The organism is Chromobacterium sphagni, assembly GCF_001855555.1.
Classification (GTDB): domain Bacteria; phylum Pseudomonadota; class Gammaproteobacteria; order Burkholderiales; family Chromobacteriaceae; genus Chromobacterium; species Chromobacterium sphagni.
Genome location: NZ_MKCT01000002.1, coordinates 50,303 through 74,201, shown reverse-complemented (window position 1 = coordinate 74,201; position 23,899 = coordinate 50,303). Strand labels below are relative to the sequence as shown.

The window sequence follows — 23,899 nt, the reverse complement described above, 5'->3', positions numbered from 1 at the left end:
CCAGCGCCGATGCGCCGCCGCGCCGCGCACGGTATGCTGGATCAGCCGCAGCACCGCTGGGTGCAGGCTGTCGGCTTCCGCCGCCAGCTCCGGATGCTGGCGGTCTATCGCCAGCGCGTATTGAGTCAGGTCGTTGGTGCCGATGGAGAAAAAGTCGACATAGGGCGCCAGTTGGTCGGCCAACAGCGCCGCCGCCGACACTTCCACCATGATGCCTATCGGCACCGCCGGAGCGTCCAGCTCCTTGCGCACACCCTCGCACCAGCCCTTGAGCCGGGTGATCTCCTTCAGCGAGCTGATCATCGGGAACATGATGGACAGCGGCTTGCCGCTCTTGGCGGTGCGGTACAGCGCGCGCAACTGCGGCTCCAGCAGTTCGCGCCGGCGCAGCAAGAGCCGCGCGCCGCGGACGCCCAGGAAGGGATTGTCCTCGCGCGGCAATTGGAGGTAGGGCACCTGCTTGTCGCCGCCTATGTCCAGCGCGCGCACGATCAGCGGCCGGCCCTGCAGCGCCTGCTGCATCGCCAGATAAGTCCGATGCTGCTCGTCCTCGTCCGGCGCGGTTTCGCGTTCCAGAAACAGGAATTCGGTGCGCATCAGGCCTACGCCTTCGGCGCCGTTCTCCAGTGCGCCAGCCACCTGGTCCGGACGGTTGAGATTGGCGGCGATCTCGATGCGCCTGCCGTCGGCGGTCTGGCCGGGCTCCTGGCGCTCGTTTTGCTGCCGCAGCCGCTCTTCGCTCTGCCGCAGTTGCCAGTCGCGGGCGGAGGCGAGGTCCTGCTCGCTTGGGTCCAGGTATAGCCGGCCGCCGTCGCCGTCCAGAATGGCCGGGCTGCCGTCGGCCACGTCCAGCAGGGCCGGGCCCGCCGCCACCAGCGCCGGCAGGCCCAGCGTGCGGGCCAGGATGGCGGTATGCGCGGTGGGGCCGCCGTGGGCGGTGGCCAGCCCCTTGATGCGGGCGAGGTCCAGGCCGGCGGTGTCGGACGGCGCCAGGTCGGCTGTCAGCAGGATGGTGTCGGCGCCGAACTCCGCCGGCGCGCGGTTTTGCAACGAGGGATCCAACTGGAACAGCACGCGCCGGCCGGCGTCGCGCAGGTCGGCGGCGCGCGCCGCCAAGAGCGGGTTGCCCAGCGCGGAGAGCTTTTCCGCCAGCCGCTCCACCGCCTGGTGCCACGACCATTCCACGCCGTGGCCGGCCACCATCAACTGGCAGCTGAGGGTGATCAGGTCGGTGTCGTTCAATAGCTCGGCCTGGGCGCGGAAGATGGCGGCTTCGGGGGCGCCCAGCGTAGCCTGGGTGGCGTCTGCCAGCTGCGACAATTGGCGGCGGGTGGCGGCCAGCGCCTCGTGCAGGCGGTCGCCGCCTTCGGTCAGGCTGACGGGATGGTCGGCCACATTCAGCTGCGCCGCCGCCAGGATGCGCACGGTGCCGATGGCGAGGCCCGGGCTGGCGCTGATGCCCGGCAGCGATACCGCGCGGCCCGATGGTTGCCAGAGCGCGCGCTTGCGCTGGCCGGTCGCGCGTTGCGCCGCGATGGCTGCGGCGGTCTGCTCGGCCAGGCTGGCTTCGCGCATCGCCTGCAGCAGTTGCCTCAGCCCTTCGGCAGCTTGCGGGCCGCGCGCCGACACCGTGAGCAGCGCGCCCTGGCGCAAGGCCAGCTGCAGCAGGGAGATCAGGTTCTTGGCGTCGGCGGCCAGGTTGCCGTGGCGCACCTGCAATTGCGCCGGACTGCGGCGCGCCGCCTCCACCCACAGGGCGGCGGGGCGGGCATGCAGGCCGTTGGGGTAGTCCAGCCGCCATTCCTCGCACAGGTCCAGGTCGTGCGCTTCGGCGTCCGGCGGCAGCGCTTCGGCCGGCTGGGCCAGCGCGGCGATCAGCTCGCCGGGATCGGTGGTGGAGAACAGCGGCAGCAGCCGAGCTTCGTCCTGCAGCAGCCGGGTCAGCTGGCGCAGCATCACCAGGTGGTCGTCGGAGCGGGCGGCGATGGCGCACAAGAGATGGGTGCGCTGGCCCGGGTGCCATTCCAGTCCGTCCGGTATTTGCAGGATGGCGATGCCGGTGCGCAGCACCTGCGCCCGGTCTTCCGCCATGCCGTGCGGAATGGCGATGCCGTTGCCCAGATAGGTGTTGGCCACCGCCTCGCGCCGCAGCAGGCTGGCTATGTAGTCCGGCGCGATGCAGCCGGCGGCGGCAAGCAGCGCGCCGGCCTGGCGGATGGCGGCCTCTTTGTCGGCAGGCCGGCAGCCCAGGCGTATTAGTTGGGGAGTGAGCGGGGCGTCGGACACGGCGTACCTCGTCGATGGGATCGATATGCTGGCGATTGAAAACGATTACATTTTCTCTGTCAATCCATCGCGGGCAATAAAGTATTGATATTGCATTGCAGCGAAGGGCTGGCCACTATTTTGCGCTTGCTCCTGCGATTGACTGAATGCAACATGGCGCAAATAAACTGAAAACGATTTCAACATGACAACCAGCATCAAGGATGTCGCGCGACTGGCAGGCGTATCGGTGGCCACGGTTTCCCGCGTTTTGGGCAACGGTCCGGTCAGCCCGGAGCTGCGGGCCAGGGTGGAGGCGGCCATCGCCGGCAGCGGCTATCGGCCCAATCTGTCGGCGCGCCGGCTGCGTTCGCAGTCCAGCCGTACCGTGGGATTGATCGTGTCCGATATCTGCAACCCGTTTTTCACCGCGGTGAGCCGGGAGGTGGAGGACGTCGCCTATCGCGAGGGCATGCGTGTGATCCTGTGCAATACCGACGAAAATCCGGACAAGGAGGCGATGTATCTGAGGCTGATGCAGGAGGAGCGGGTGAGCGGGGTGATCTTCGCCGCCACGCGCGAAACCGCGGCGCGGCTGGACGTGTCGGCGCTGGGTTTTCCCGTGGTGATGATAGACCGCGCCGGTCCCGCCAGCGCCTGCGACGCGGTGCTGCTGGACAATGCCGCCGCCGCCGCCCAGCTGGTGGAGCATCTGCTGGCGCAGGGCTATCGGAGCATCGGGGGCTTGTTCGGCAATACCAGCAGCACCGGCGCCGAGCGCCACGCCGGCTTTGTCGCGGCGCTGAGCCAGGCCGGCTTGCCGGTGGAGGCGCGCTTTGTCGCGCCCAGCGCGGCGGCGGCGGAGCGGGAGGTGGCCAACTGGCTGCGGCAGCCGGATGCGCCGCGCGCCTTGATCGCCAGCAATGGGCTGCTGCTGCTGGGCGCGGTGAAGGCGGTGCGGGGCGCCGGCGTGGTGGTGCCGGAGCAACTGGCGCTGGCCGGTTTCGACAACGACAGCTGGACCGAGCTGACCGAACCCGGTATGACGGTGGTGGAGCAGCCGGTGGCGGAGATCGGCCAGGCGGCGATGGGCATGCTGCTGGAACGCTTGCGGCAGCCGGAGCGGCCGGTGCGCAAGGTGGTGCTGGCCGGCCGGCTGGTGCCGCGTGGCTCCAGCCGGCGCGCCGGTTCAGCGTAAGGGGCCGATCAGCCGCGTCAGGGTGTCGTCTTTCAGCAAGCGGTGATGCCAGACTGCGGCTGCGGCATGCAGGATGCTCAGCCACAACAGCACATTGCCCAGCAGCTCGTGGACATCCTTCAGTTGCTTGCCCAGCGCGGGGGCGGGGGACAGCAGCGCGGGCAGGGTCAGGCCGAAGAAAGACACTTCGCGGCCATTGGCCTGGATGAAGGCGATGCCGAGGATGGGTAGCGCCAGCATCAGCCCGTATAGCGCCCAGTGGCCGGCATGGGCCAGCAGCGCGGCGGCGCGGCCCGGGCGCGGAGTGATGGCCGGCGGCGGATTGCCCAGCCGCCAGCCCAAGCGCGGCAGCGCAAGCAGCAGCACAATCAAGCCGGCCTGGATGTGGGCGTAGCTCAGGCCGCCGCGCACGGCGCTGCCCTTGGGAAAGTTGCCTTTGATTTCGATGAAGACTAGCGCGGCTATCACCGCCAGCGCGCACAGCCAGTGCAGCGCGCGGGCGATTCGTCCGTAGCTTTGCGAGGAATTGCGCAGCATTTCGGCTCCCGGTCGTGAGTTTGCGAATGTTCAAGCTTAGCCGGGATAATTTAAGGGCGTCTTAATTCAAGGCAAAGCTTGTGACGTATTGTTGGCTTCCGCCGGCGGCAGAGCCCGCCGTATCACGCCGACCTTATCCGCCGGCCGCCATCCTTCCGGCTTCAACACCTTGCCGTCGGCGCGGCGCAGCACCTTGCCGTCGACGCATTTGCGCAGGTTGGCGTCGTGTATCGCCTGGCACATCGCCTCCAGCGGCAGGCCTTGCGACAGCAGCAGTCCGCAAACCACATTGAGCACGTCCACCGCTTCGGCGGTCAGTTCGGCTCGGTTGTGCAATTGCTGTTCCGGGCTTTGCTCCGGCAGGGTCTGGTAGTCGGCCAGCGCCTGGCGGAGTTCGGCCCACTCTTCGTCCAGCATGGTTTGCCACATGGCGAGCTGCTCGGAGCGGAATTCCGGCGCGTCGGGGGAGGGGATGTCGAAGCGCCGCATGAAATCGCGGCGCATCTGGAATAGATCGCTCATCGAAAGGCTCCACTTTATGTATATATATTGTGTAGCCTATCGATTGGGCGGGAAAGATATTGTGATTATTGCCGCAGCGAGGCCAGCGCCTGGAAGTAGTCGGGGAAGGTCTTTGCCACGCACTTGGGGTCGTTGATGGTCAGCGGCGCGCCCAGCAGCGAAACCAGCGAGAAGCACATCGCCATGCGGTGGTCGTCGTAGGTGTCGATTTCGGCGTTGGACGTCAGCGCGGCCGGCGGGGTGACGCGGATGTAGTCGGCGCCTTCCTCCACGATGGCGCCCACCTTGCGCAGCTCGGTCGCCATCGCCGACAGGCGGTCGGTCTCCTTCACCCGCCAGCTGGCGATGTTGCGCAGCGTGGTGGTGCCTTCGGCGCCCAGCGCCAGCACCGCTAGCGTCATCGCCGCGTCCGGGATGTGGTTGCAGTCCAGGTCCAGCGCCTTGAGCTTTCCCTGCATGCTGGATTCTATCCAGTTGGCGCCGCGGCGGATGGATACCCCCATCAGCTCCAGCGCCTCGGCGAAGCGCACGTCGCCCTGGATGCTGGCCTCGCCCACGCCTTCCACCCGCACCGGGCCGCCTGCCAGCGCGCCGGCCGCCAGGAAGTACGAGGCGCTGGAGGCGTCGCCCTCGACGAAGACCTCGCCCGGCGAGATATAGTGCTGGCCGCCGGGAATGACGAAGCGCTGCCAACCCTGGCGCTCCACCCGGATGCCGAACTGCGCCATCAGGTTGAGGGTGATTTCGATATAGGGCTTGGAGATCAGTTCGCCCACCACTTCGATTTCGGTCTGGCCACCGGTGAGCGGCAGCGCCATCAGCAAGGCGGTGAGGAACTGGCTGGAGACGTTGCCCTTCACCTGTATGGGGCGGGCGCAATGCACGTCGGCCGGCGCGATGGCCAGCGGCGGGAAGCCGGGCTGGCCCAGGTATTCGATGTGGGCGCCGGCGGCGCTGAGTGCGTCGACGAGGTCGCCGATCGGGCGTTCGTGCATCCGCGGCACGCCGGATAGCTGGTAGTTGCCGCCCATCACCGCCAGCGCCGCGGTGAGCGGGCGGAAGGCGGTGCCGGCATTGCCGAGGAACAGCTCGGCGCTCTTCACCGGGAAGCTGCCGTCCGCGCCGTGCACGCGGAAGTCGCGGCTGTCGCCCCGCTGCTCTATCTTCACACCCAGCAGTTTCAGCGCGCCCAGCATGTGGCGGATGTCGTCCGAGTCCAGCAGATCCCGCACCAGCGTGCTGCCGCCTGACAGCGCGGCTAGCAGCAGGGTGCGGTTGGAAATGCTTTTGGAGCCGGGGAGCTTGATGGTGCCGCCAAGGCGGGAGTGGGGGGGCAGATGCAGTTGTTCCATATTGACTGGGCGCGCTTTATCTCGGGTGCGTATAGCGGGTTGGACGGAGCAGAGCGGACACTGTACCCGCCGCAGCGGCCTGCTTGCAATCGTCGGCGGGCCGCATTCCGTCAACAGCCTGCGGTCTGCTTGCGCTACAATCCCCGGTTTGACCGGCTTTTCCCGGCTGTGGCCGGAGGGCCGGTGGCATCAGATTTGCAACAGGATCAGACTTTCATGACAGTTCCGGTGATTACCATCGACGGCCCCTCCGCTTCGGGCAAGGGGACGGTGGCGGCCCTGGTGGCTTCGCGCCTTGATTTCCATTACCTGGATTCCGGCTCCCTGTACCGGCTGCTGGCCCTGCATGGGCGCCGCCATAGCATCGCCTGGGATGACGAGTCGAAGCTGGCGGAGGCCGCCGCCAATCTGCCGGTGGAGTTTTCCGACGGCGCGGTGTGGCTGGAAGGCAACGATGCCAGCCTGGATATCCGCGCCGAAGAGATCGGCATCGGCGCGTCCAAGGTGGGCGCGCTGCCTGCGGTCCGCGCCGCGCTATTGCAGCGCCAGCGCGATTTTCGCCTGGCGCCGGGGCTGGTGACCGATGGCCGCGACATGGGTTCGGTGGTGTTTACGGACGCCGCTTTGAAGATATTCCTGACCGCCAGCGCCGAAGAGCGCGCGCGGCGCCGCTATAAGCAGTTGATCGGCAAGGGGGAATCTGCTAACCTCCCCACAATTATGCAGGACATTATCGATCGGGACGCGCGGGATGCCGCCCGGCCGGTAGCGCCGCTGCGACAGGAGCCGGACGCCTTTTTGCTCGATACCACGGAGCTGACCATTGACCAGGCGGTCGACAAGGTCCTCGGATGGTTTGGGGAAAGACAGGTTTCCGGCCATTGATTTTTTTACGGCCGTTTCTTTTGCTGCATTGCGGCGGCGGCCGCGTGTTCAACCCTAACCCCGCACGCCGCAAGGTGTGCAACCGAGAGTACGCTTGATGACTACCCTCTCCATGGAAAACTTCGCCCAGCTGTTTGAAGAAAGCCTTACCCTGCACGATATGCGCGTGGGCGAAGTGATCACTGCCGAAGTTGTGGCGGTTGATTCCAACTTTGTAACCGTGAACGCAGGCCTCAAGTCCGAGTCCCTGATTCCGGCTGAAGAATTCAAGAACGACCAGGGCGTCGTTGAAGTTGCAATCGGCGACTTCGTGACCGTGGCAATCGACGCGCTGGAAAACGGCTTCGGCGAAACCAAGCTGTCCCGCGAAAAAGCCAAGCGCATGGCTGCCTGGGTTGAGCTGGAAGAAGCTCTGGAAGCCGGCACCATCCTGTCCGGCCTGATCAGCGGCAAGGTCAAGGGCGGCCTGACCGTCATGGTCAACGGCATCCGCGCCTTCCTGCCGGGCTCCCTGGTTGACGTGCGTCCGGTGAAAGACACCACCCCGTACGAAAACAAGCAGATCGAGTTCAAGGTTATCAAGCTGGATCGCAAGCGCAACAACGTCGTGGTTTCCCGTCGCTCGGTACTGGAAGAAACCCTGGGCGAAGAGCGCAAGGCACTGCTGGAAACCCTGAAAGAGGGCGCTGTCATCAAGGGTATCGTCAAGAATATCACCGACTACGGTGCGTTCGTCGACCTGGGCGGCATCGATGGCCTGCTGCACATCACCGACCTGGCATGGCGCCGCGTGAAGCACCCGTCCGAAGTTCTGGCGGTTGGCGATGAAGTCGAAGCCAAGGTGCTGAAGTTCGACCAAGAGAAGAACCGCGTATCGCTGGGTCTGAAGCAACTGGGCGAAGATCCTTGGGTGGGCCTGTCCCGCCGCTACCCGTCCGGCACCCGCCTGTTCGGCAAGGTGACCAACCTGACCGACTACGGCGCGTTCGTTGAAATCGAACAAGGCATCGAAGGCCTGGTGCACGTGTCCGAAATGGACTGGACCAACAAGAACGTACACCCGTCCAAGGTGGTTCAGGTTGGCGACGAAGTGGAAGTGATGATCCTGGAAATCGACGAAGACCGTCGTCGTATCTCCCTGGGCATGAAGCAATGCCTGGCCAACCCGTGGAACGAGTTTGCCGACAACTTCCACAAGGGCGACAAGCTGAAGGGCGCGATCAAGTCCATCACCGACTTCGGCGTGTTCGTTGGCCTGCCGGGCGGCATCGACGGCCTGGTTCACCTGTCCGACCTGTCTTGGAACGAAGCTGGCGAAGAGGCCGTGCGCAAGTTCAAGAAGGGTGACGAGGTTGAAGCAGTCGTTCTGTCCATCGACGTGGAAAAAGAGCGCATCTCCCTGGGCATCAAGCAGCTCGAAGGCGATCCGTTCAACAACTTCGTTGCCATGAACGACAAGGGCGCGCTGGTCAAGGGCACTGTCAAGTCCGTTGACGCCAAGGGTGCCGTTATCGCTCTGGATATCGACGTTGAAGGCTACCTGCGCGCCTCCGAGCTGTCCCGCGACCGCGTGGAAGACGCTCGCTCCATCCTGAAGGATGGCGAAGAAGTGGAAGCCGTGATCGTTGCCGTTGACCGCAAGTCGCGCAATATCAGCCTGTCGATCAAGGCCAAGGACGCTCAGGAAGAGAATGCCGCAATGAAGAACCTGTCGACCGTTGACAGCGCTTCCGCCGGCACCACCAACCTGGGTGCCCTGCTGAAGGCAAAACTGTCCGGTTCCAACGAGTAATTGCGTCATGACCAAATCTGAGCTGATCGCGCGGCTGTCCGAGAGACTCGCCGAGCGCAATTCTCAGTTGGTCTACAAAGATGCTGAGTTGGCCGTCAAAACCATTCTGGACGCGATGGCCAACAACCTGTCTCAGGGAAGCCGGATCGAGATCCGCGGCTTCGGTAGCTTCGACCTGAACTACCGTCCGCCGCGTGTCGGCCGCAACCCGAAGTCAGGCACCAGTGTCTCGGTTCCTGAGAAATACGTGCCTCATTTCAAGGCTGGCAAGGAGCTGCGCGAGCGCGTGGATCTGTCCCTGTTGGAGCAGACCCAGGCCTGATAGCAGTTGTTTGACGCCTGTCGTGCCGAAAGCGCCGCATTATGCGGCGCTTTTTTCGTATTCAATGGCCGCCGCGGCTTGGGTTGTGGCTGGCTATCGTTTAAAATTGCACTCCGGCAAACCCATCGAGCGAACCCATGCGATATTTGTTGCGTATCGTCGAACTGGCCCTGCTGCTGCTGCTGGTCGCCGTGACCGTGCAGAACAGCCATGCAGTCGAATTCAAATTATTCTTCGGCCAGTCCTGGTCGGCGCCGCTGATCGTCTTCTTGCTGCTGTTTTTCGTGGCTGGCGCGGTGGTCGGCCTGCTGGCGACCTTCAGCTTCTACCTGAGGACCCGCCGCGAGCTGTCGCAGTTGAAAAAAGAGCTGCGCAACCGTCCGCCCGCCAGCAAGGTTGTCAGCGATCCCAGCGACGCCATCGCCGATTGATGGCCGTCTAGCCTGCCGGCCGCCCTTGGCGGCCCGGATTCTATTGTCCCGAAAGGATTGCTGTTGGAACTCGATTTGTGGTGGCTGCTGTTGTTTCCAGCCTTCTTTGGTCTGGGCTGGTTCGCGGCCCGGGTGGACATGCGTACCGTGCTCAAGCAGGCCAAGTCGGTGCCGATCTCGTATTTTCGTGGCCTCGACGCGCTGGTAGACGACAAGACCGACGTCGCGGCGCAGGCTTTGGCCGAGGTGGCGCGCCAGCAGGGCGCGGCGCTGGAATTGCAGCATGTGCTGGGCAAGCTGTACCGCAAGCGCGGCGAGAACGACCGCGCCATCCGCCTGCATCAGCAGATGCTGGATTCGTCCGATCTGCCGGGCGAGCAGCGCGATTTGGTGCGCAACGAACTGGCGCAGGATTTTCGCAAGGCGGGCTTGGTGGACCGGGCCGAGGAGATTCTGCTGAAGCTGCTGTCGGGCAATATGGCGCTGGCGGCGCGGCGGCAGCTGCTGGACATCTACCAGCAGGACCGCGACTGGGTAAAAGCGATCGAAACCGCCAGGGAGCTGCGCAGCGACGCCCATTCCTTCCAGCATGAAGTGGCGCAGTTTTACTGCGAACTGGCGCAGGGCGAGCTGTACAAGTCCAATTACAGCCAAGCGCGCCAGTACGTGGCCGAGGCCATCGCCGCCAACCGCAAATGCGTGCGCGCCAGCCTGATCCTGGGCGACATCGAGTTCGCCGAGGGCGATGTCGAAGCGGCGATGGCGGCTTGGCAGGGCATAGAGAAGCAGAACTTCGAATACCTGTCGATGGCCGCCGAGCGGCTGTTCGACGCCTATGAAAAGCAGGGCAAGCCGTCGGAGGGGATTGCCCTGCTGCGCGGCTATCAGCGCACCTTCCCGCAACTGGAGCTGACCGATCTGCTGTACCAGAAGATCGCCACCTACGACGGCGAGGCCCGCGCGCTGGAGGGCGTGCGCGAGGCGGTGCATGCGCGCCCCAGCTTGTCCGGCGTGTACCGGATGATAGAGGCGCAGATGGACGAGTTGTCGCCGGAGGGGCGGATGGATGCCGAAGTGGCGCGCGCGCTGATCCTCAAGCATTCGCAGCGTTTGAGCGTGCATCGCTGCAAATGCTGCAACTTCCGTTCCCGCGCCTTCTTCTGGCATTGTCCGGCCTGCGGCGAATGGGAGAGCTTCACCGCCAACCGTTCGGAAGCCTGACGCGGTTGTGAATTTTGCGCCGCCGGCGGGGCCGGCGGCGCTTCATGCATACTTATAAATAGAATGATGGAGCATCCATGAATCCTCTGATTGCAGCAGCCGAGGCCCGATCCCCCTCGCCGGTGGTGGTGGCGCTTGACTTCGCCGACGCCGCCGGCGCGCTGGCCTTCGCCAGCCGGCTGGACCCGGCCGAGTGCCGGCTCAAGGTGGGCAAGGAGCTGTTCACCTCCAGCGGGCGCGACCTGGTGGAAGCGCTGGCCGCGCGCGGCTTTCAGGTTTTTCTCGATATGAAATTCCATGACATCCCCAATACCGTTGCCCACGCCTGCAAGGCTGCGGCCGAAGCCGGGGTGTGGATGGTGAATGTGCACGCCAGCGGCGGCCGCCGCATGATGGAGGCCGCGCGTGAAGCATTGGCCGGTTACAGCCAGCGTCCGTTGTTGATCGCGGTGACGGTGCTGACCAGCATGGAGGCCGCAGACTTGGCTGAAGTGGGCATCGCGGCTTCGCCCGAGCAGCATGTGCTGCGCCTGGCCACGCTGGCCCGCGATTGCGGCCTGGACGGCGTGGTGTGCTCGGCGCAGGAGGCCGCCATGCTCAAGCAGACGCTGGGCAAGGACTTCAAGCTGGTGACGCCGGGCATCCGGCTGGCCGACAGCGCCTGCGACGACCAGCGCCGGGTGATGACGCCGACCGCCGCGCTGGCCGCCGGTTCCGATTTCCTGGTGATAGGCCGGCCGATCACCCGCGCCGCGGATCCGCTGGCGACGCTGCGCGCCATCAATCGCGACATCGCAATTTCTCAGGCTAAGCAATCATGAAAGTAACAGTGATTGGTTCGGGCTATGTCGGCCTGGTGACCGGCACCTGCCTGGCTGAAACCGGCTACCACGTTTGCTGCCTGGACGTGGATCCGCGCAAGATCGAAATCCTGCAACAGGGCGGCATCCCCATTTTCGAGCCGGGCCTGGAAGACATGGTGCGCCGCAATGTAGCGGCCGGCCGCCTGAGTTTCACCACCGATGTGGCCGCCTCGGTCGCCTTCGGCGACATTCAGTTCATCGCGGTGGGCACCCCGCCGGATGAGGACGGCTCCGCCGATCTGCAATACGTGCTGGCCGCCGCGCGCAATATCGCCCGCCATATGACCGGCTACCGCGTGGTGGTGGACAAATCCACCGTGCCGGTGGGCACCGCCGACAAGGTGCGGGCGGCGATGGCGGAGGAGTTAGCCGCCCGCGGCGCGGACATCGAATACAGCGTGGTGTCCAATCCCGAATTCCTGAAGGAAGGTGCGGCGATCGACGACTTCATGCGCCCGGACCGGGTAGTGATAGGCGTCGACGACGAGCGCGCCGCCGAGATCATGCGCCGCCTGTACAAGCCGTTCCAGCGCAACCACGAACGGGTGCTGCTGATGGACGTGCGCTCGGCCGAACTGACCAAATATGCCGCCAACGCCATGCTGGCCACCCGGATTTCCTTCATGAACGAGCTGGCCAATCTGGCCGAGACCATGGGCGCGGATATCGAACAGGTGCGGCTGGGCATGGGGTCCGACCCGCGCATCGGCTACCATTTCCTCTATCCCGGCGTCGGCTACGGCGGCTCCTGCTTCCCCAAGGACGTCAAGGCGCTGGTGCAGACCGGCAAGGAGCACGGCCACACGTTGCGCGTGCTGAGCGCGGTGGAAGAGGCCAACGACATTCAGAAGCTGCGGCTGGTGGACAAGGTGGTGAGCCGTTTCGGCAGCGATCTGTCCGGCCGCCGCTTCGCATTGTGGGGGCTGGCGTTCAAGCCCAATACCGACGACATGCGCGAGGCTCCCAGCCGGGTGATCGTGGACGAACTGAGCTGCCGCGGCGCCGAAGTGGTGGCTTTCGATCCGGTGGCCACTCATGAGGCCAGTCGCGTGATGGGAGGCAATGCCCGCCTGCGCTTCGCCGACGACATGATGAAGGCGTTGGAAGGCGCCGACGCGCTGCTGATCGTCACGGAATGGAAAATGTTCCGCGCGCCCGACTTTGACGCGATCAAGCGGAGCCTGAAGCGGCCATTGATCTTCGACGGCCGCAATATGTACGACCCGGCATGGCTGCGCGAACAGGGCTTCGATTACCTGGCCATTGGCCGATAAGGGACAGAGCTATGGGTTTGATGCAGGAACTGAAGCTGGACGCCGCCAAGCTGGCGGAGAGCCTGGCGGCGGCCCGGGTGTTGGTGGTGGGAGATGTGATGCTGGACCGTTACTGGTTCGGCGACGTGTCCCGCATTTCTCCGGAGGCGCCGGTGCCGGTGGCCAGGATCGGCCGCAGCGAAGAGCGCGCCGGCGGGGCCGCCAATGTGGCGCGCAACATCGCTGGCCTGGGCGGCAAGGCCACCATCCTGTCGGTGGTGGGCGACGACGAGGCGGCCGATGTGCTGGAGCAACTGCTGCTGGACGATGGCATCGCCACCTCTTTCAAGCGCGACGCGAATATCGCCACCACCGTCAAGCTGCGGGTGGTGGCGCGGCAGCAGCAATTGATCCGGCTGGATTTCGAGGACGCTCCCAGTCACGAGATTCTGGCGGACAAGCTGCAGGAATTTTCCGCCATCGTCGCCCGTCATGATGTGGTGATCCTGTCCGACTACGGCAAGGGCGGCCTGACCCATGTAGCGGAAATGATCCGGCTGGCGTGCGAGGCGGGCAAGCCGGTGCTGATCGACCCCAAGGGCGACGACTACAGCAAGTACGCCGGCGCTACGCTGCTGACCCCGAACCGCAGCGAGTTCCGTCAGGTGGCGGGCTCCTGGTCCAGCGAGGAGGCGTTGGTGCGCAAGGCCGAGGCCCTGCGCGAAGAATTGAGCCTGGAGGCCTTGCTGGTTACCCGCAGCGAAGAGGGCATGACGCTGTTCCGCGCCGATGGCGCGCTGCATCAGCCTACTTTCGCGCGCGAGGTGTACGACGTGTCGGGCGCCGGCGATACCGTGATCGGCACCTTGGGCCTGGCGTTGGCCGCCGGCCAGAGCATGCCGGTGGCGATGAGCCTGGCCAATGCCGCCGCCGGCGTGGTGGTGGGCAAGCTGGGCACCGCGGTCTGCTCGCAGCAGGAGTTGTTCGCGCTTTGACATCCCCGGCATCCGGCCGGACCCGTTCGTGAGGACAGTGCAGATGGCGCAGTTGACCCCGGCGCAAGTGGACGCCGTGCTGACGTTCTGGTTCGGCGGCGCCGACGATTCCAGCCTGGCCGCGGCGCGCGAGTCGTGGTTCCGTCGCGACGACGCCTTCGACGCCGACATCCGCCAGCGCTTCCTGCCGCTGTGGCGGCGGCTTGCCGACGGCGCATTGCAAATGGGCGCGGGAGGCGCCCGAGCGGCGTTGGCCTGGCTGATCGTCGCCGACCAGTTTCCGCGCAATCTGTTCCGCGGCGACCCGCGGGCGTTCTCCACCGACGCCCAGGCCAGGGCGGGCGCGCGGCAGGCGCTGGAGCAAGGCCTGGACCAGGCTTTGCCGGCGGTGGCGCGGCTATTCGTCTATCTGCCGTTCGAGCACAGCGAAGACCTCGCCGACCAGCAGCGTTCGCTGCAGCTGTTCCTGGCGCTGGATGACGCGGCGCCGGGCAGCAATTATCTGGATTATGCGCGGCGCCATCATCGGGTCATCGCCGAGTTTGGCCGTTTTCCGCACCGCAATGCCGTATTGGGCAGGGCGAGCAGCGCCGCCGAGCTGGCTTACCTCGCCACGCCGGGAGCGGGGTTCTGAATTTGATACTTGCCGGGCATCGAGCCCTGGCTGACACAAGGACAAGCACATGACTATCGTTGTTACCGGCGCGGCCGGCTTCATTGGCTCCAATCTGGTCAAGGGGTTGAACCAGCGCGGCATCACCGACATCATCGCGGTGGACAATCTGAGCAACGCCGACAAGTTCCACAATCTGGTGGACTGCGAGATTTCGCACTATCTGGACAAGCACGAATTCCTGCACTTGCTGCTGGACGGCGAGTACGAGGGCGAACTGGCCGCCATCCTGCACCAGGGCGCCTGCTCGGATACCATGAATCACGACGGCAAGTACATGATGGACAACAACTATCAGTACACGCTGGCCTTGTTCGACTACTGTCAGCACGAGGAAATCCAGTTCTTGTACGCCTCCAGTGCGGCCACCTACGGCAAGGGCACGGTGTTCAAGGAGGAGCGCCAGCACGAGGGGCCGTTGAATGTCTACGGCTATTCCAAGTTCCTGTTCGACCAGGTGCTGCGCCAGCGCATCAAGGAAGGCCTGGCCTCGCAGGCGGTGGGTTTCCGCTACTTCAACGTCTACGGTCCGCGGGAGCAGCACAAGGGGCGGATGGCGTCGGTGGCCTTCCACCATTTCAACCAGTACCGCGAGCACGGCAAGGTCAAGCTGTTCGGCGGCTGGGACGGCTGGGGCGACGGTATGCAGAGCCGCGACTTCGTGTCGGTGGAGGACGTGGTCAAGGTCAATCTGCACTTCCTCGACAATCCGGGCAAGAGCGGAATCTACAATCTGGGCAGCGGCCGTTCGCAGCCCTTCAACGACGTGGCTGAAGCCACCGTCAACGCCTGCCGCCGCCATGAGGGCAAGCCGGCACTGACGCTGGACGAGATGGTGCAGCAGGGCATCGTCGAGTACATCGCCTTCCCGGACGCGCTCAAGGGCAAGTACCAGAGCTTCACCCAGGCCGACATCGCCAAGCTGCGCGAGGCCGGCTACGCCGCGCCGATGCTGTCGGTGGGCGAGGGCGTGGACCGCTATGTGGATTGGCTGATCCACCGCTAAGCCGCGGAGCGGGGCGCAACAGGCCGCGTTGTCTTCGGATGGCGCGGCCTTATTGTTTTCAGCGTTCTGGGCTGCCCTGCGCCAGCCGCATCCGCGCGCGCTCGTCGCGCTCGGTCTGCTGCTGTTGGCTCTGTAGCGTGCCTGCGACAAAGTCCAGATGGCGCTCCGCCGCCAGTTGCGCCTCGGACGGCTTGCGTTCGCGTATCGCTCGCCAGATGGCCAGGTGCTGGTCGCGCAAGGCTTCCGCCACCTCGCCCACCGCGAAGAGATTGGCGATATTGTCCTTCACATGGCGGTGCAGCATCGAGAGCAGGCTGCCGGACAGGTGGGCGAACAGCACATTGTGCGAAGCTTCCGCCACTGCCTGGTGAAACTCGACGTCGGCCCGGGCCTGTTCGGTCAGATCGCCGCCGCTGTAGGCCTGCTGCAACTTGTCCACGCAACGCTGCAGCCGCTCAAGGTCCGCCGGGGTGGCACGGCTGGCGGCGCAGCGCGCCACCGTGCCCTCCAGCACGCGGCGGAACTCCAGCAGATCGCCGCGCAGTTCCTCATGTTGGTGCAGCAGCTTTTCCCACGGGTCGGACCAAGCGGTTTCCAGCCTGTCCGTCACCCAGGTGCCGCCGCCCTGGCGGCTGGACAGCAGGCCGCGCGACGCCAGTTGCTGGATCGCTTCGCGCAGCGACGGCCGCGACACGCCGAACTCCTCGGCCAGTTGCCGCTCCGGCGGCAGCCGGTCGCCGGGCTTGAGCACGCCGTCGAGAATGCGTTTTTCCAATTGCCGGACGATGACGTCGGACAGCTTGGGCAGGGTGACTTTAGGGTAGTTCATGCTTGTCGGGGCGCGCTCGGGCGGAGTATTGGTCTGACCAGATGCGGGCAGCTTATCACAAGGGTTGGCAGGGGTGGCATGCCGGGGTGGACAGCCGGTAGGCGTGTCGCGCCTTGCGGGGGAGGCGCCGGCGCGACGGGCGTTCCCCTTATTATTCGCCGCTGTCGAAAATGACTTTTGCATGCCGGGCATGAGGCCATGCATCCGGGCGGGCGGGTGATCCAAAGGAGTTTTCTCTGGAGGTCGGCATGGATGAGCCTGGTCTGACGCGTCTATGCGGCAGCGTCGACGCCGCCCGGCGGCTCATTGTCATATTGACGAAGCCGGGCAATCGCTCTACAGTGATTTGGATAAGGATAATTGGTCATACCAATTTACAAAGGACGCCATGAGCCAGCCGGCCGATGTCTACCTGTTCGGCACCTGCCTGCTCGACCTGTTTCTGCCGGAGGCTGGCCTGGACGCCATCGTCCTGCTGGAGCGGTTGGGCATGCGCGTGCATTTTCCCCAGCAGCAAAGCTGTTGCGGCCAGCCGGCCTATACCAGCGGCCATCCTGGCGAGGCGCTGGCGGTGGCGCGCGCGCAGCTGGCGTGCTTCCCGGAAGACTGGCCCATCGTGGTGCCGTCCGGTTCCTGCGGCGGCATGATCAAGCACCACTGGCCGCGCCTGTTTTCAGGCCAGCCGGACGAGGCGCAGGCCTGTGCGATAGCGGGGCGGGTGGTGGAGCTCACCGATTTCCTGCTCAACCGCCTGAACTGGCGGCCCCAGGACTTGGGCGAGCCGGTGAAGGTGGCGGTGCACACTTCCTGTTCGGCGCGGCGCGAGATGAATGTGCATCTGTCCAGTTGGGGATTGCTGGACCGGCTGGCCAATGTCGAACGGGTGGCGCATGACCATGAGTCGGAATGCTGTGGCTTCGGCGGCACTTTTTCCATCAAGCACCCGGACATCGCCGGTGCGATGGTGGAGGACAAGGCGCGGGCGCTGGTGGGCAGCGACGCGGTGGAGTTCGTCACCGCCGACGGCGGCTGCCTGCTCAACATCAACGGCAAGCTGGCGCAATGCGGCAGCGTCTTTCAGGGCCGGCATCTGGCCAGCTTCCTTTTGGAGCGTACCGGGGGCAAGCCATGAGCGCGCGCGGCTGCATCCTTGCCAAGCTGCGGGCCGCGCCCAGCCAGCCGCTGCCGCGGCCCGACCTCGCTGCCCATTTTCAGCGTTTTCGCAATCAACAGGATGAACTGGCCGCGCTGCGCCACTGGGCCGCGATGATGCGTGCGGTGAAGACGGAAATCCTGTGGGCGCGGGCCGATGATTGGCCGCGGCAGCTGGCGTCCTGGCTGGCGGCGCATCCGCAGGCTTCGTTGCTGTTATCCGACACGCCGCACGGCCGGGCGGCCGCCGCCGCGTTGCACGGCATGGCCGCTGCGCCGGCGCTGCGCTGGTTCGAGCAGGCGGTGGATGGCTGGAAAGCGGAGCTGTTCGACATCGCGGCGGCTTTCACCGGCGTTCGTTGCGGCATCGCCGCCACCGGCACCTTGGTGCTGTGGCCGGACGAGCGGGAGCCGCGCACCATGAGCCTGGTGCCGCCGCTGCACATCGCCTTGTTCGACACCTCCACGCTATATCCCGACTTCTACTCCGCGCTGAGCAGCCAGCGCTGGCAGGATGGCATGCCCACCAACGCCTTGCTGATCTCCGGCCCGTCCAAGACGGCCGACATCCAGCAAACGCTGGCCTACGGCGCGCACGGCCCGCGCGAGCTGCTGGTGCTGGCGCTGCTGCCGGCGCATGTGGCCCCGGCCGACCTGGCAGGAGGACAGCCATGAGCGAGCATCCGATCACCGTCCATTCGTCGCGCCAATTCAAGGACAACGCCAGAAGCGCGTTGGCCGACGACAAGCTGCGCACCAGCCTGCGCGGCGCGATGGACTTCCTGATGGCCAAGCGGCTGGACGCTTTTCCCGACCCTGCCGAGCTGGATGCCCTGCGTCGGCTGGGCGAGGCCATCCGCCAGCGTTGCCTGTCGAGGCTGCCCGATTTGCTGGAGCAGTTGGAGGAAAAACTCATCGCCAACGGCGTGGCGGTGCATTGGGCGGCGACCGCCGACGAGGCCGCGCGGATCATCCACGCGCTGGTGGCGGCGCGGCAGGGCAGGCTGATGGTGAAGGGCAAGTCCATGGTCAGCGAGGAGATAGAACTGAACCATTATCTGGCCGGGCGGGGGGTGGAGGCGGTGGAAAGCGATATGGGCGAGTATATCGTGCAGCTGGCCGGCGAAAAGCCCACCCACATCATCATGCCGGCCATCCACAAGACCAAGGCCGATATCGCCAAGCTATTCCATCAGCGATTGCCGGACACGCCATATACCGAGGATGTGGACGCGCTGATCCAGATCGGCCGCCGCGTGCTGCGGCAGAAGTATCTGGATGCCGACGTCGGCCTGTCCGGCGTCAATTTCGCGGTGGCGGAAACCGGCACGCTGTGCCTGGTGGAAAACGAGGGCAACGGCCGCATGTGCACCACGGTGCCTGACCTGCACATCGCGCTCACCGGCATCGAGAAAGTGGTTGAGAAGCTGGAGGACGTGGTGCCGCTGTACAGCCTGCTGACCCGTTCCGCCATTGGCCAGCCGATCACCACCTATTTCAATATGATCAGCGGCCCGCGCAAGGCGGACGAGAAGGACGGCCCGCGCGAGGTGCACTTGGTGTTGCTGGACAATGGCCGCAGCCAGGCCTATGCCGACGAGCAGCTGCGCAAGACGCTGCAGTGCATACGCTGCGGCGCCTGCATGAACCACTGTCCGGTCTATACCCGCATCGGCGGCCATGCCTACGGCACCACCTATCCGGGGCCGATAGGCGAGATCATCTCGCCGCACCTGATGGGACTGGAAGACACCCGCGACCTGCCGACCGCCTCAAGTCTGTGCGGCGCCTGCGGCGAGGTGTGCCCGGTGCGGATACCGATCCCGGAAATGCTGATGCGGCTGCGCCAGGAAAGCCAGCGTCCGGCGGACCAGCGCGTCGTCCATCCGCTGCGCGGCCAGGGCGCGGCGCACAGCGTGGCGGAGAGCCTGGCCTGGAAGGGCTGGCGGCTGCTGCACGCTTCGCCCAATCTGTACCGGATGTTCGGCTGGGCGGCGACGCGGCTGCGCAGGCTCACGCCGCCAAACCAATTGGGTTGGACCCAGAATCATGTTCCGCTGACGCCAGCGGCCAAAACCCTGCACGAACGGGTGCGCGAGCGCGAAGCCGCCCGCCGGGAGCTGTCATGAGCATGAGTCCCGCCCACCGCGCTTTTCACCAGGACCTGCTGGCCCATCTGCCGGCGGCGCGCATCCATACCGATCCGCTGTCCACGCTGGCCTACGGCACCGATGCCAGCTTTTACCGGCTGCGGCCGCAGATCGTGGCGAAAGTGGAAAACGAGGCCGAAGTCGGCCACATCCTGCGGCTGGCGCGCGAGCACCGGGTGGCGGTCACCTTCCGCGCCGCCGGCACCAGCCTGTCCGGCCAGGCGGTGTCGGACTCGGTGCTGGCGCTGCTGGGCGACGGTTTCAACCGCGGCCAGGTGCTGGACGGCGGCGCGCGCATCCGGCTGTCGCCCGGCATGATAGGGGCCCACGCCAACGCGATGCTGGCGCCGTACGGCCGCAAGATAGGTCCCGATCCGGCGTCGATCAACACCGCCAAGATAGGCGGCATCGCCGCCAACAACTCCAGCGGCATGTGCTGCGGCACCCGCGACAACAGCTACCACACCATGCTCGCCATCCGCGCGCTGCTGCTGGATGGCGCGGTGCTGGACACCGCCGATGCGGCCAGCGTGGCGGCGTTCCGCGCCTCCCATGCCGGCCTGCTGGACGGATTGGCCCAATTGTCGCGCGAGCTGGCCGACGATGAGGCGCTGGCGGAGCGGGTGCGCCGCAAGTACCGGCTGAAGAACACCACCGGCTACGGCATCAACGCCTTGCTGGATTTTGCCGATCCGGTGGAGATGCTCAGCCACTTGCTGATCGGGTCGGAAGGCACGCTGGGCTTCATCAGCGAGATCACCTTCCGCACCATAGTCGAGCATCCGCACAAGGCTTCCGCGCTGGTGTTGTTCGACGATCTGGCGCGCTGCTGCCGCGCGGTGTCGGCGCTGAGCGCGGCGCGGCAGCGCTGCGGCGTGTCGGCGGTGGAGCTGATAGACAGCCGCAGCATACGCGCGGTGCAGAACAACAGCGGTTTGCCGGACTTTCTCTATCATACGGTGGGGCCGGGCAGCAGCTGCCTGCTGATCGAGCTGCGCGCCGGCGGCGCGGCCGAGCTGGCCGGGCATCGCGCAGCGATAGATCAGCTGCTCGCCGATTATGCGCCGCAGGCGTCCAGCGGCTTCAGCGGCGACGCGCGCCAGTGCGAAAGCTACTGGGCGCTGCGCAAGGGCCTGTTTCCGGCGGTGGGGGCGGCGCGGCCGGTGGGCACTACGGTGGTGATCGAGGATGTGGCGTTTCCGATTGAGCATCTGGCCGACGGCGTGGCGCGGCTGACCGGGCTGTTCGACAAGCATGGCTACGACGAGGCGCTGCTGTTCGGCCACGCGCTGGACGGCAATCTGCACTTTGTGTTCGCGCCCGGCTTCGACAGCCCGGCCGAAGTGGCGCGCTACGAGGCCTTGATGCAGGACGTCAGCGACCTGGTTGCCGGCGAGTACGACGGCTCGCTGAAGGCCGAGCACGGCACCGGCCGCAATGTGGCGCCGTTTGTGCGCCAGGAGTGGGGCGACGCCGCCTGGAACATCATGCGCCGCATCAAGGCCTTGTTCGACCCGGAGGGCCTGCTCAATCCCGGGGTGATCATCACCGACAACGCCAGGCTGCATCTGGAAAACCTCAAGCCGATGCCGGCGGCGGACCCGCTGGTGGACCGCTGCACCGAATGCGGCTTCTGCGAGCCGGCCTGTCCCTCGCACGGCCTTACCCTTAGTCCGCGCCAGCGCATCGTCGCCTGGCGGCGCATCCGGCAATTGCAGCGCGAAGGCGGCGCGGCGGATGAACTGGCGGCGCTGCGGGCAGACTACCGCTACCGCGCGATCGACACTTGCGCGGCCACCGGCATGTGCGCCGCCCGCTGTCCGGTGGGCATCAATGCCGGCGCGCTGATGAAGCGGCTGCAAGGCGCGTCGTCCCGGCCCGGAGCGGCGATGTTCGCCGCCCGCCGCATGGGCCTGATGACGGCGGCGGCGCGCGGCGGCCTGCGCCTGGCGCACTGGTTCGGCCCCGAGCGCCTGCACGCCGTCAGCCAACGGCTGCGCAGCAGGCGCAAGATCATTCCCTTGATTCCGGCCAGCTTGCCGCGCGCCGCCGCGCCGTTGCCGCAACTGACCGGCGGGGGCGAGCCGGTGGTGCTGTTTGTCAGCTGCGTCAACCGCGTGCTGGCGGAGGGCGCCGGCGGGCGCTCCGTGGCGGGACACGCGGTCAGCCTGTTGCGCCGCGCCGGCTTCCATCCCGTTTATCCACCCGGCCACAATGGCCTATGCTGCGGCCAGCCATTCGCCTCGGCCAATGCTGCGGCGGCGCAGGGCGATGCCGAGCGCGCGTTGAACCGGGCGCTGCTGCGGGCCAGCCGGGATGGCTTGCATCCGGTGTATCTGGACAACGGCCCGTGCGCGGCGAGGGTGAAACAGGCTCAGGCGGACGGCTTGCTGGATGCCAGGCTCAACTTGTTCGACGCCGCCAGCTTTCTGGTTGAACGGGTGCTTCCCAGGCTGCGGTTCCATCGCCGGCGCGATCAACTGGCGCTGCATATTCCGTGCAGCGCTTCCAGCATGGGAGTGGCCGGCGCGCTCACGCAGTTGGCCGAGCGCTGTTGCGAGCGGTTGACGGTGCCCGATATCGCTTGTTGCGGCTTTGCCGGCGACAAGGGCTTCACCGTGCCGGAGCTGAACGCCCATAGCTTGCGGCGGCTGAAGCCGGTTTTGCCCGAAGCTTGCCGGCACGGCGTGTCGATGAGCCGAACTTGCCAGATCGGCCTGACCGAACACGCGGGCTTTGAGTACCAGAGCATCGAGGCTTTGCTGGATTTTTGCAGCGCGCCGCCCGGAGGGGCCTGAGCAAAGCCGCGATGATTTTTAGGCGGCGATTCTCTTTTGTCGGGTGGCCGGTTGCCGATCTTCCGATGGCGGATGGACGCTATCTGCGCATGCGTGGGGTGGCGCACATACGTCGCGAATCGGTCTTTGTACTCTTTGTCCACGTGGCGACTAGCCATGTTAGCCGGCCGAACATACGGAGCCATGATGATGGACAACACCCCAGTACGGAATCAAGCCACGCCTTCCCGCAACGAGATACTGCCGTCCGATGAGGCAATGGAAACTGAAGATGAGCTTCAAAAGCTGATCAGCCTGGTGCAGCAGCGTTATCATCTTGCGCGTGAAAAGGCGGAGGAAAGAGTCCGCGCCTTTTTGGACACCTACACCCAGTGAACCCCATGGCGCCAAACTATCGGCGCCGTCTCCCCATTCCGCGCTTGATTGAGCCTGATCGTTCACTGGCCGGCTGTGTGGCTATGTGTTTTCGGCGGCATAGCAGTGTTTCAATCTTCCCCGTGAATTTCCCCCGCATCGCCCCAGTCGGTTCCCGATCGCCGCACCTCCCTGCCGCAGGCCGTTTGCAAAAGTTGCTAGGTTCATTCCGCCGACGGCGCGCAGGATGGTCCTGTTACCGACGGTTATTAGATTAGAAATAACGATTTCGTCTCTACTGATAGCCAATAGATATAATGGGGCCAGTTCTGGGAGAACCTCTGTGTACAAGCATCTGGAAGATTTCGTCGGCGGCACGCCGCTGGTCAAGCTCAAGCGCCTGCCGGGCGACAATGGCAATGTGATTCTGCTGAAGCTGGAAGGCAACAATCCCGCCGGTTCGGTCAAGGACCGGCCGGCGCTGTCGATGATACGGCGCGCCGAACAACGCGGCGACATCCGGCCCGGCGATACGCTGATCGAGCCCACCAGCGGCAACACCGGCATCGCGCTGGCGATGGCCGCGGCGATGATGGGCTACCGGATGATCCTGATCATGCCGGAAAACTCCAGCGCCGAGCGGGTGCAGGCGATGCGCGCCTACGGCGCGGAGGTACTTCTCACGCCGGCCGCCGGTTCGATGCCAGCGGCGATAGACCTGGCGCGCAGCATGGAGGCGGCGGGCGAAGGCCGCATCCTGGACCAGTTCTCCAATCCGGACAACCCGCTGGCGCACTACGAAACCACCGGGCCGGAAATCTGGGCCGACACTCAGGGCCGGATCACCCATTTCGTCTCCAGCATGGGCACTACCGGCACCATCATGGGCAGCAGCCGCTTCCTGAAGGAGAGGAATCCGGATATCCGCATCATAGGCGTGCATCCGGAGCCGGGCAGCCAGATCGCCGGCATCCGCAAATGGGAAGATCCATACGTGCCCAGCATCTGCGATTTCTCACGGGTGGACGAAATTCAATATGTCGGCCAGCAGGAGGCGGAGGACACCGCGCGGCTGTTGGCGCGGCGCGAAGGCATCCTGGCCGGGCCATCGTCCGGCGGCGCGCTGGCGGTGGCTTTGCGCCTGGATGCCCAACTGAAGGACGCGGTGATCGTGTCGGTGGTGTGCGACCGCGGTGACCGCTACCTATCTACCGGATTGTTCGACGCCGTTTGACAAACTATTGAGGGTCGCGGGCTTGGCTGAGGCCAAGTCTGCGATTAGCATGTCATGCTTCGGTTCA

At 65.5% G+C, this 23,899-nt stretch carries 23 protein-coding genes; 17 read left to right on the top strand and 6 right to left on the bottom strand.

Features of this window, described 5'->3' with window-relative positions; genetic code table 11:
- Window positions 1-2,286, bottom strand: a 2,286-nt coding sequence (gene ptsP / locus BI344_RS06415; protein WP_071112159.1) for a phosphoenolpyruvate--protein phosphotransferase, incomplete at its 3' end; no start/stop codon positions are given.
- Window positions 2,287-2,331: 45 nt separating this feature from the next.
- Complete coding sequence (locus BI344_RS24730) at window positions 2,332-2,472, bottom strand: hypothetical protein (protein ID WP_206600336.1); 141 nt, start codon at window positions 2,470-2,472, stop codon at window positions 2,332-2,334.
- Here BI344_RS24730 and BI344_RS06410 point away from each other — a divergent pair.
- Window positions 2,471-3,463: a LacI family DNA-binding transcriptional regulator gene (locus BI344_RS06410; RefSeq protein ID WP_071112158.1), complete on the top strand. Its 993-nt coding sequence runs from the start codon at window positions 2,471-2,473 to the stop codon at window positions 3,461-3,463. The genes BI344_RS24730 and BI344_RS06410 overlap by 2 nt on opposite strands.
- Here BI344_RS06410 and BI344_RS06405 read toward each other — a convergent pair.
- From BI344_RS06405 to aroA, 3 genes are all read right to left on the bottom strand, one after another.
- The gene (locus tag BI344_RS06405) at window positions 3,455-4,000 is read right to left on the bottom strand and encodes a cytochrome b (protein ID WP_071112157.1); all 546 of its coding nucleotides are present in this window, start codon (window positions 3,998-4,000) and stop codon (window positions 3,455-3,457) included. The genes BI344_RS06410 and BI344_RS06405 overlap by 9 nt on opposite strands.
- Window positions 4,001-4,066: 66 nt before the next feature.
- Window positions 4,067-4,522 carry a pyrophosphohydrolase domain-containing protein gene (locus tag BI344_RS06400; protein ID WP_071112156.1) on the bottom strand — a complete coding sequence of 152 codons (456 nt, stop codon included), beginning with the start codon at window positions 4,520-4,522 and terminating at the stop codon, window positions 4,067-4,069.
- 65 nt (window positions 4,523-4,587) lie between these two features.
- Window positions 4,588-5,874, bottom strand: coding sequence for a 3-phosphoshikimate 1-carboxyvinyltransferase (aroA, locus tag BI344_RS06395; RefSeq protein WP_071112155.1), 1,287 nt, complete (start codon window positions 5,872-5,874; stop codon window positions 4,588-4,590).
- Window positions 5,875-6,090: 216 nt separating this feature from the next.
- Here aroA and cmk point away from each other — a divergent pair, with 216 nt between their 5' ends.
- The 10 genes from cmk to rfaD all read left to right on the top strand — a co-directional run bounded on the left by cmk (window position 6,091) and on the right by rfaD (window position 15,315).
- Window positions 6,091-6,759 carry a (d)CMP kinase gene (gene cmk / locus BI344_RS06390; RefSeq protein WP_071112154.1) on the top strand — a complete coding sequence of 223 codons (669 nt, stop codon included), beginning with the start codon at window positions 6,091-6,093 and terminating at the stop codon, window positions 6,757-6,759.
- A 97-nt stretch (window positions 6,760-6,856) separates the two neighbouring features.
- Window positions 6,857-8,551 carry a 30S ribosomal protein S1 gene (gene rpsA, locus BI344_RS06385; protein WP_095210789.1) on the top strand — a complete coding sequence of 565 codons (1,695 nt, stop codon included), beginning with the start codon at window positions 6,857-6,859 and terminating at the stop codon, window positions 8,549-8,551.
- 7 nt (window positions 8,552-8,558) lie between these two features.
- Window positions 8,559-8,873 (top strand): integration host factor subunit beta, encoded by a 315-nt coding sequence (locus BI344_RS06380; RefSeq protein ID WP_071112152.1) that lies wholly within the window; start codon window positions 8,559-8,561, stop codon window positions 8,871-8,873.
- A gap of 137 nt (window positions 8,874-9,010) precedes the next feature.
- Window positions 9,011-9,304 carry a LapA family protein gene (locus tag BI344_RS06375; protein WP_071112151.1) on the top strand — a complete coding sequence of 98 codons (294 nt, stop codon included), beginning with the start codon at window positions 9,011-9,013 and terminating at the stop codon, window positions 9,302-9,304.
- 63 nt (window positions 9,305-9,367) lie between these two features.
- Window positions 9,368-10,525, top strand: a complete 1,158-nt coding sequence (gene lapB / locus BI344_RS06370) for a lipopolysaccharide assembly protein LapB (protein WP_071112150.1) — start codon at window positions 9,368-9,370, stop codon at window positions 10,523-10,525.
- A 77-nt stretch (window positions 10,526-10,602) separates the two neighbouring features.
- The gene (gene pyrF / locus BI344_RS06365) at window positions 10,603-11,346 is read left to right on the top strand and encodes an orotidine-5'-phosphate decarboxylase (RefSeq protein ID WP_071112149.1); all 744 of its coding nucleotides are present in this window, start codon (window positions 10,603-10,605) and stop codon (window positions 11,344-11,346) included.
- Window positions 11,343-12,662 (top strand): UDP-glucose dehydrogenase family protein, encoded by a 1,320-nt coding sequence (locus BI344_RS06360; RefSeq protein ID WP_071112148.1) that lies wholly within the window; start codon window positions 11,343-11,345, stop codon window positions 12,660-12,662. Before pyrF ends, BI344_RS06360 begins: the two co-directional genes overlap by 4 nt.
- 11 nt (window positions 12,663-12,673) lie before the next feature.
- Entirely contained in the window at window positions 12,674-13,636 is a 963-nt protein-coding gene (gene rfaE1 / locus BI344_RS06355) for a D-glycero-beta-D-manno-heptose-7-phosphate kinase (RefSeq protein WP_071112147.1), read from the top strand.
- 43 nt (window positions 13,637-13,679) lie between these two features.
- Complete coding sequence (locus tag BI344_RS06350; RefSeq protein WP_071112146.1) at window positions 13,680-14,270, top strand: DUF924 family protein; 591 nt, start codon at window positions 13,680-13,682, stop codon at window positions 14,268-14,270.
- 49 nt (window positions 14,271-14,319) lie between these two features.
- A complete protein-coding gene (gene rfaD / locus BI344_RS06345; protein ID WP_071112145.1) occupies window positions 14,320-15,315 on the top strand; it encodes an ADP-glyceromanno-heptose 6-epimerase in 996 nt (331 codons plus the stop codon).
- Between the two features lie 58 nt (window positions 15,316-15,373).
- Here the strand turns inward: rfaD and BI344_RS06340 are convergent, their stop codons facing one another.
- Entirely contained in the window at window positions 15,374-16,144 is a 771-nt protein-coding gene (locus tag BI344_RS06340) for an FCD domain-containing protein (RefSeq protein ID WP_071112144.1), read from the bottom strand.
- A gap of 388 nt (window positions 16,145-16,532) precedes the next feature.
- On the opposite strand from BI344_RS06340, the gene BI344_RS06335 reads away from it, so the two are divergent.
- The 6 genes from BI344_RS06335 to cysM all read left to right on the top strand — a co-directional run bounded on the left by BI344_RS06335 (window position 16,533) and on the right by cysM (window position 23,832).
- Entirely contained in the window at window positions 16,533-17,276 is a 744-nt protein-coding gene (locus tag BI344_RS06335; protein WP_071112143.1) for a (Fe-S)-binding protein, read from the top strand.
- Window positions 17,273-17,971: a LutC/YkgG family protein gene (locus tag BI344_RS06330; protein WP_071112142.1), complete on the top strand. Its 699-nt coding sequence runs from the start codon at window positions 17,273-17,275 to the stop codon at window positions 17,969-17,971. The genes BI344_RS06335 and BI344_RS06330 overlap by 4 nt, the downstream gene beginning before the upstream one ends.
- Complete coding sequence (locus tag BI344_RS06325; protein ID WP_071112141.1) at window positions 17,968-19,425, top strand: LutB/LldF family L-lactate oxidation iron-sulfur protein; 1,458 nt, start codon at window positions 17,968-17,970, stop codon at window positions 19,423-19,425. The genes BI344_RS06330 and BI344_RS06325 overlap by 4 nt, the downstream gene beginning before the upstream one ends.
- Window positions 19,422-22,244 carry an FAD-binding and (Fe-S)-binding domain-containing protein gene (locus tag BI344_RS06320; RefSeq protein WP_241499265.1) on the top strand — a complete coding sequence of 941 codons (2,823 nt, stop codon included), beginning with the start codon at window positions 19,422-19,424 and terminating at the stop codon, window positions 22,242-22,244. The genes BI344_RS06325 and BI344_RS06320 overlap by 4 nt, the downstream gene beginning before the upstream one ends.
- Before the next feature lie 186 nt (window positions 22,245-22,430).
- Window positions 22,431-22,619, top strand: coding sequence for a hypothetical protein (locus tag BI344_RS06315; protein ID WP_139166902.1), 189 nt, complete (start codon window positions 22,431-22,433; stop codon window positions 22,617-22,619).
- A gap of 322 nt (window positions 22,620-22,941) precedes the next feature.
- Window positions 22,942-23,832: a cysteine synthase CysM gene (gene cysM / locus BI344_RS06310; protein WP_071112138.1), complete on the top strand. Its 891-nt coding sequence runs from the start codon at window positions 22,942-22,944 to the stop codon at window positions 23,830-23,832.
- Window positions 23,833-23,899 lie beyond the last annotated feature (67 nt).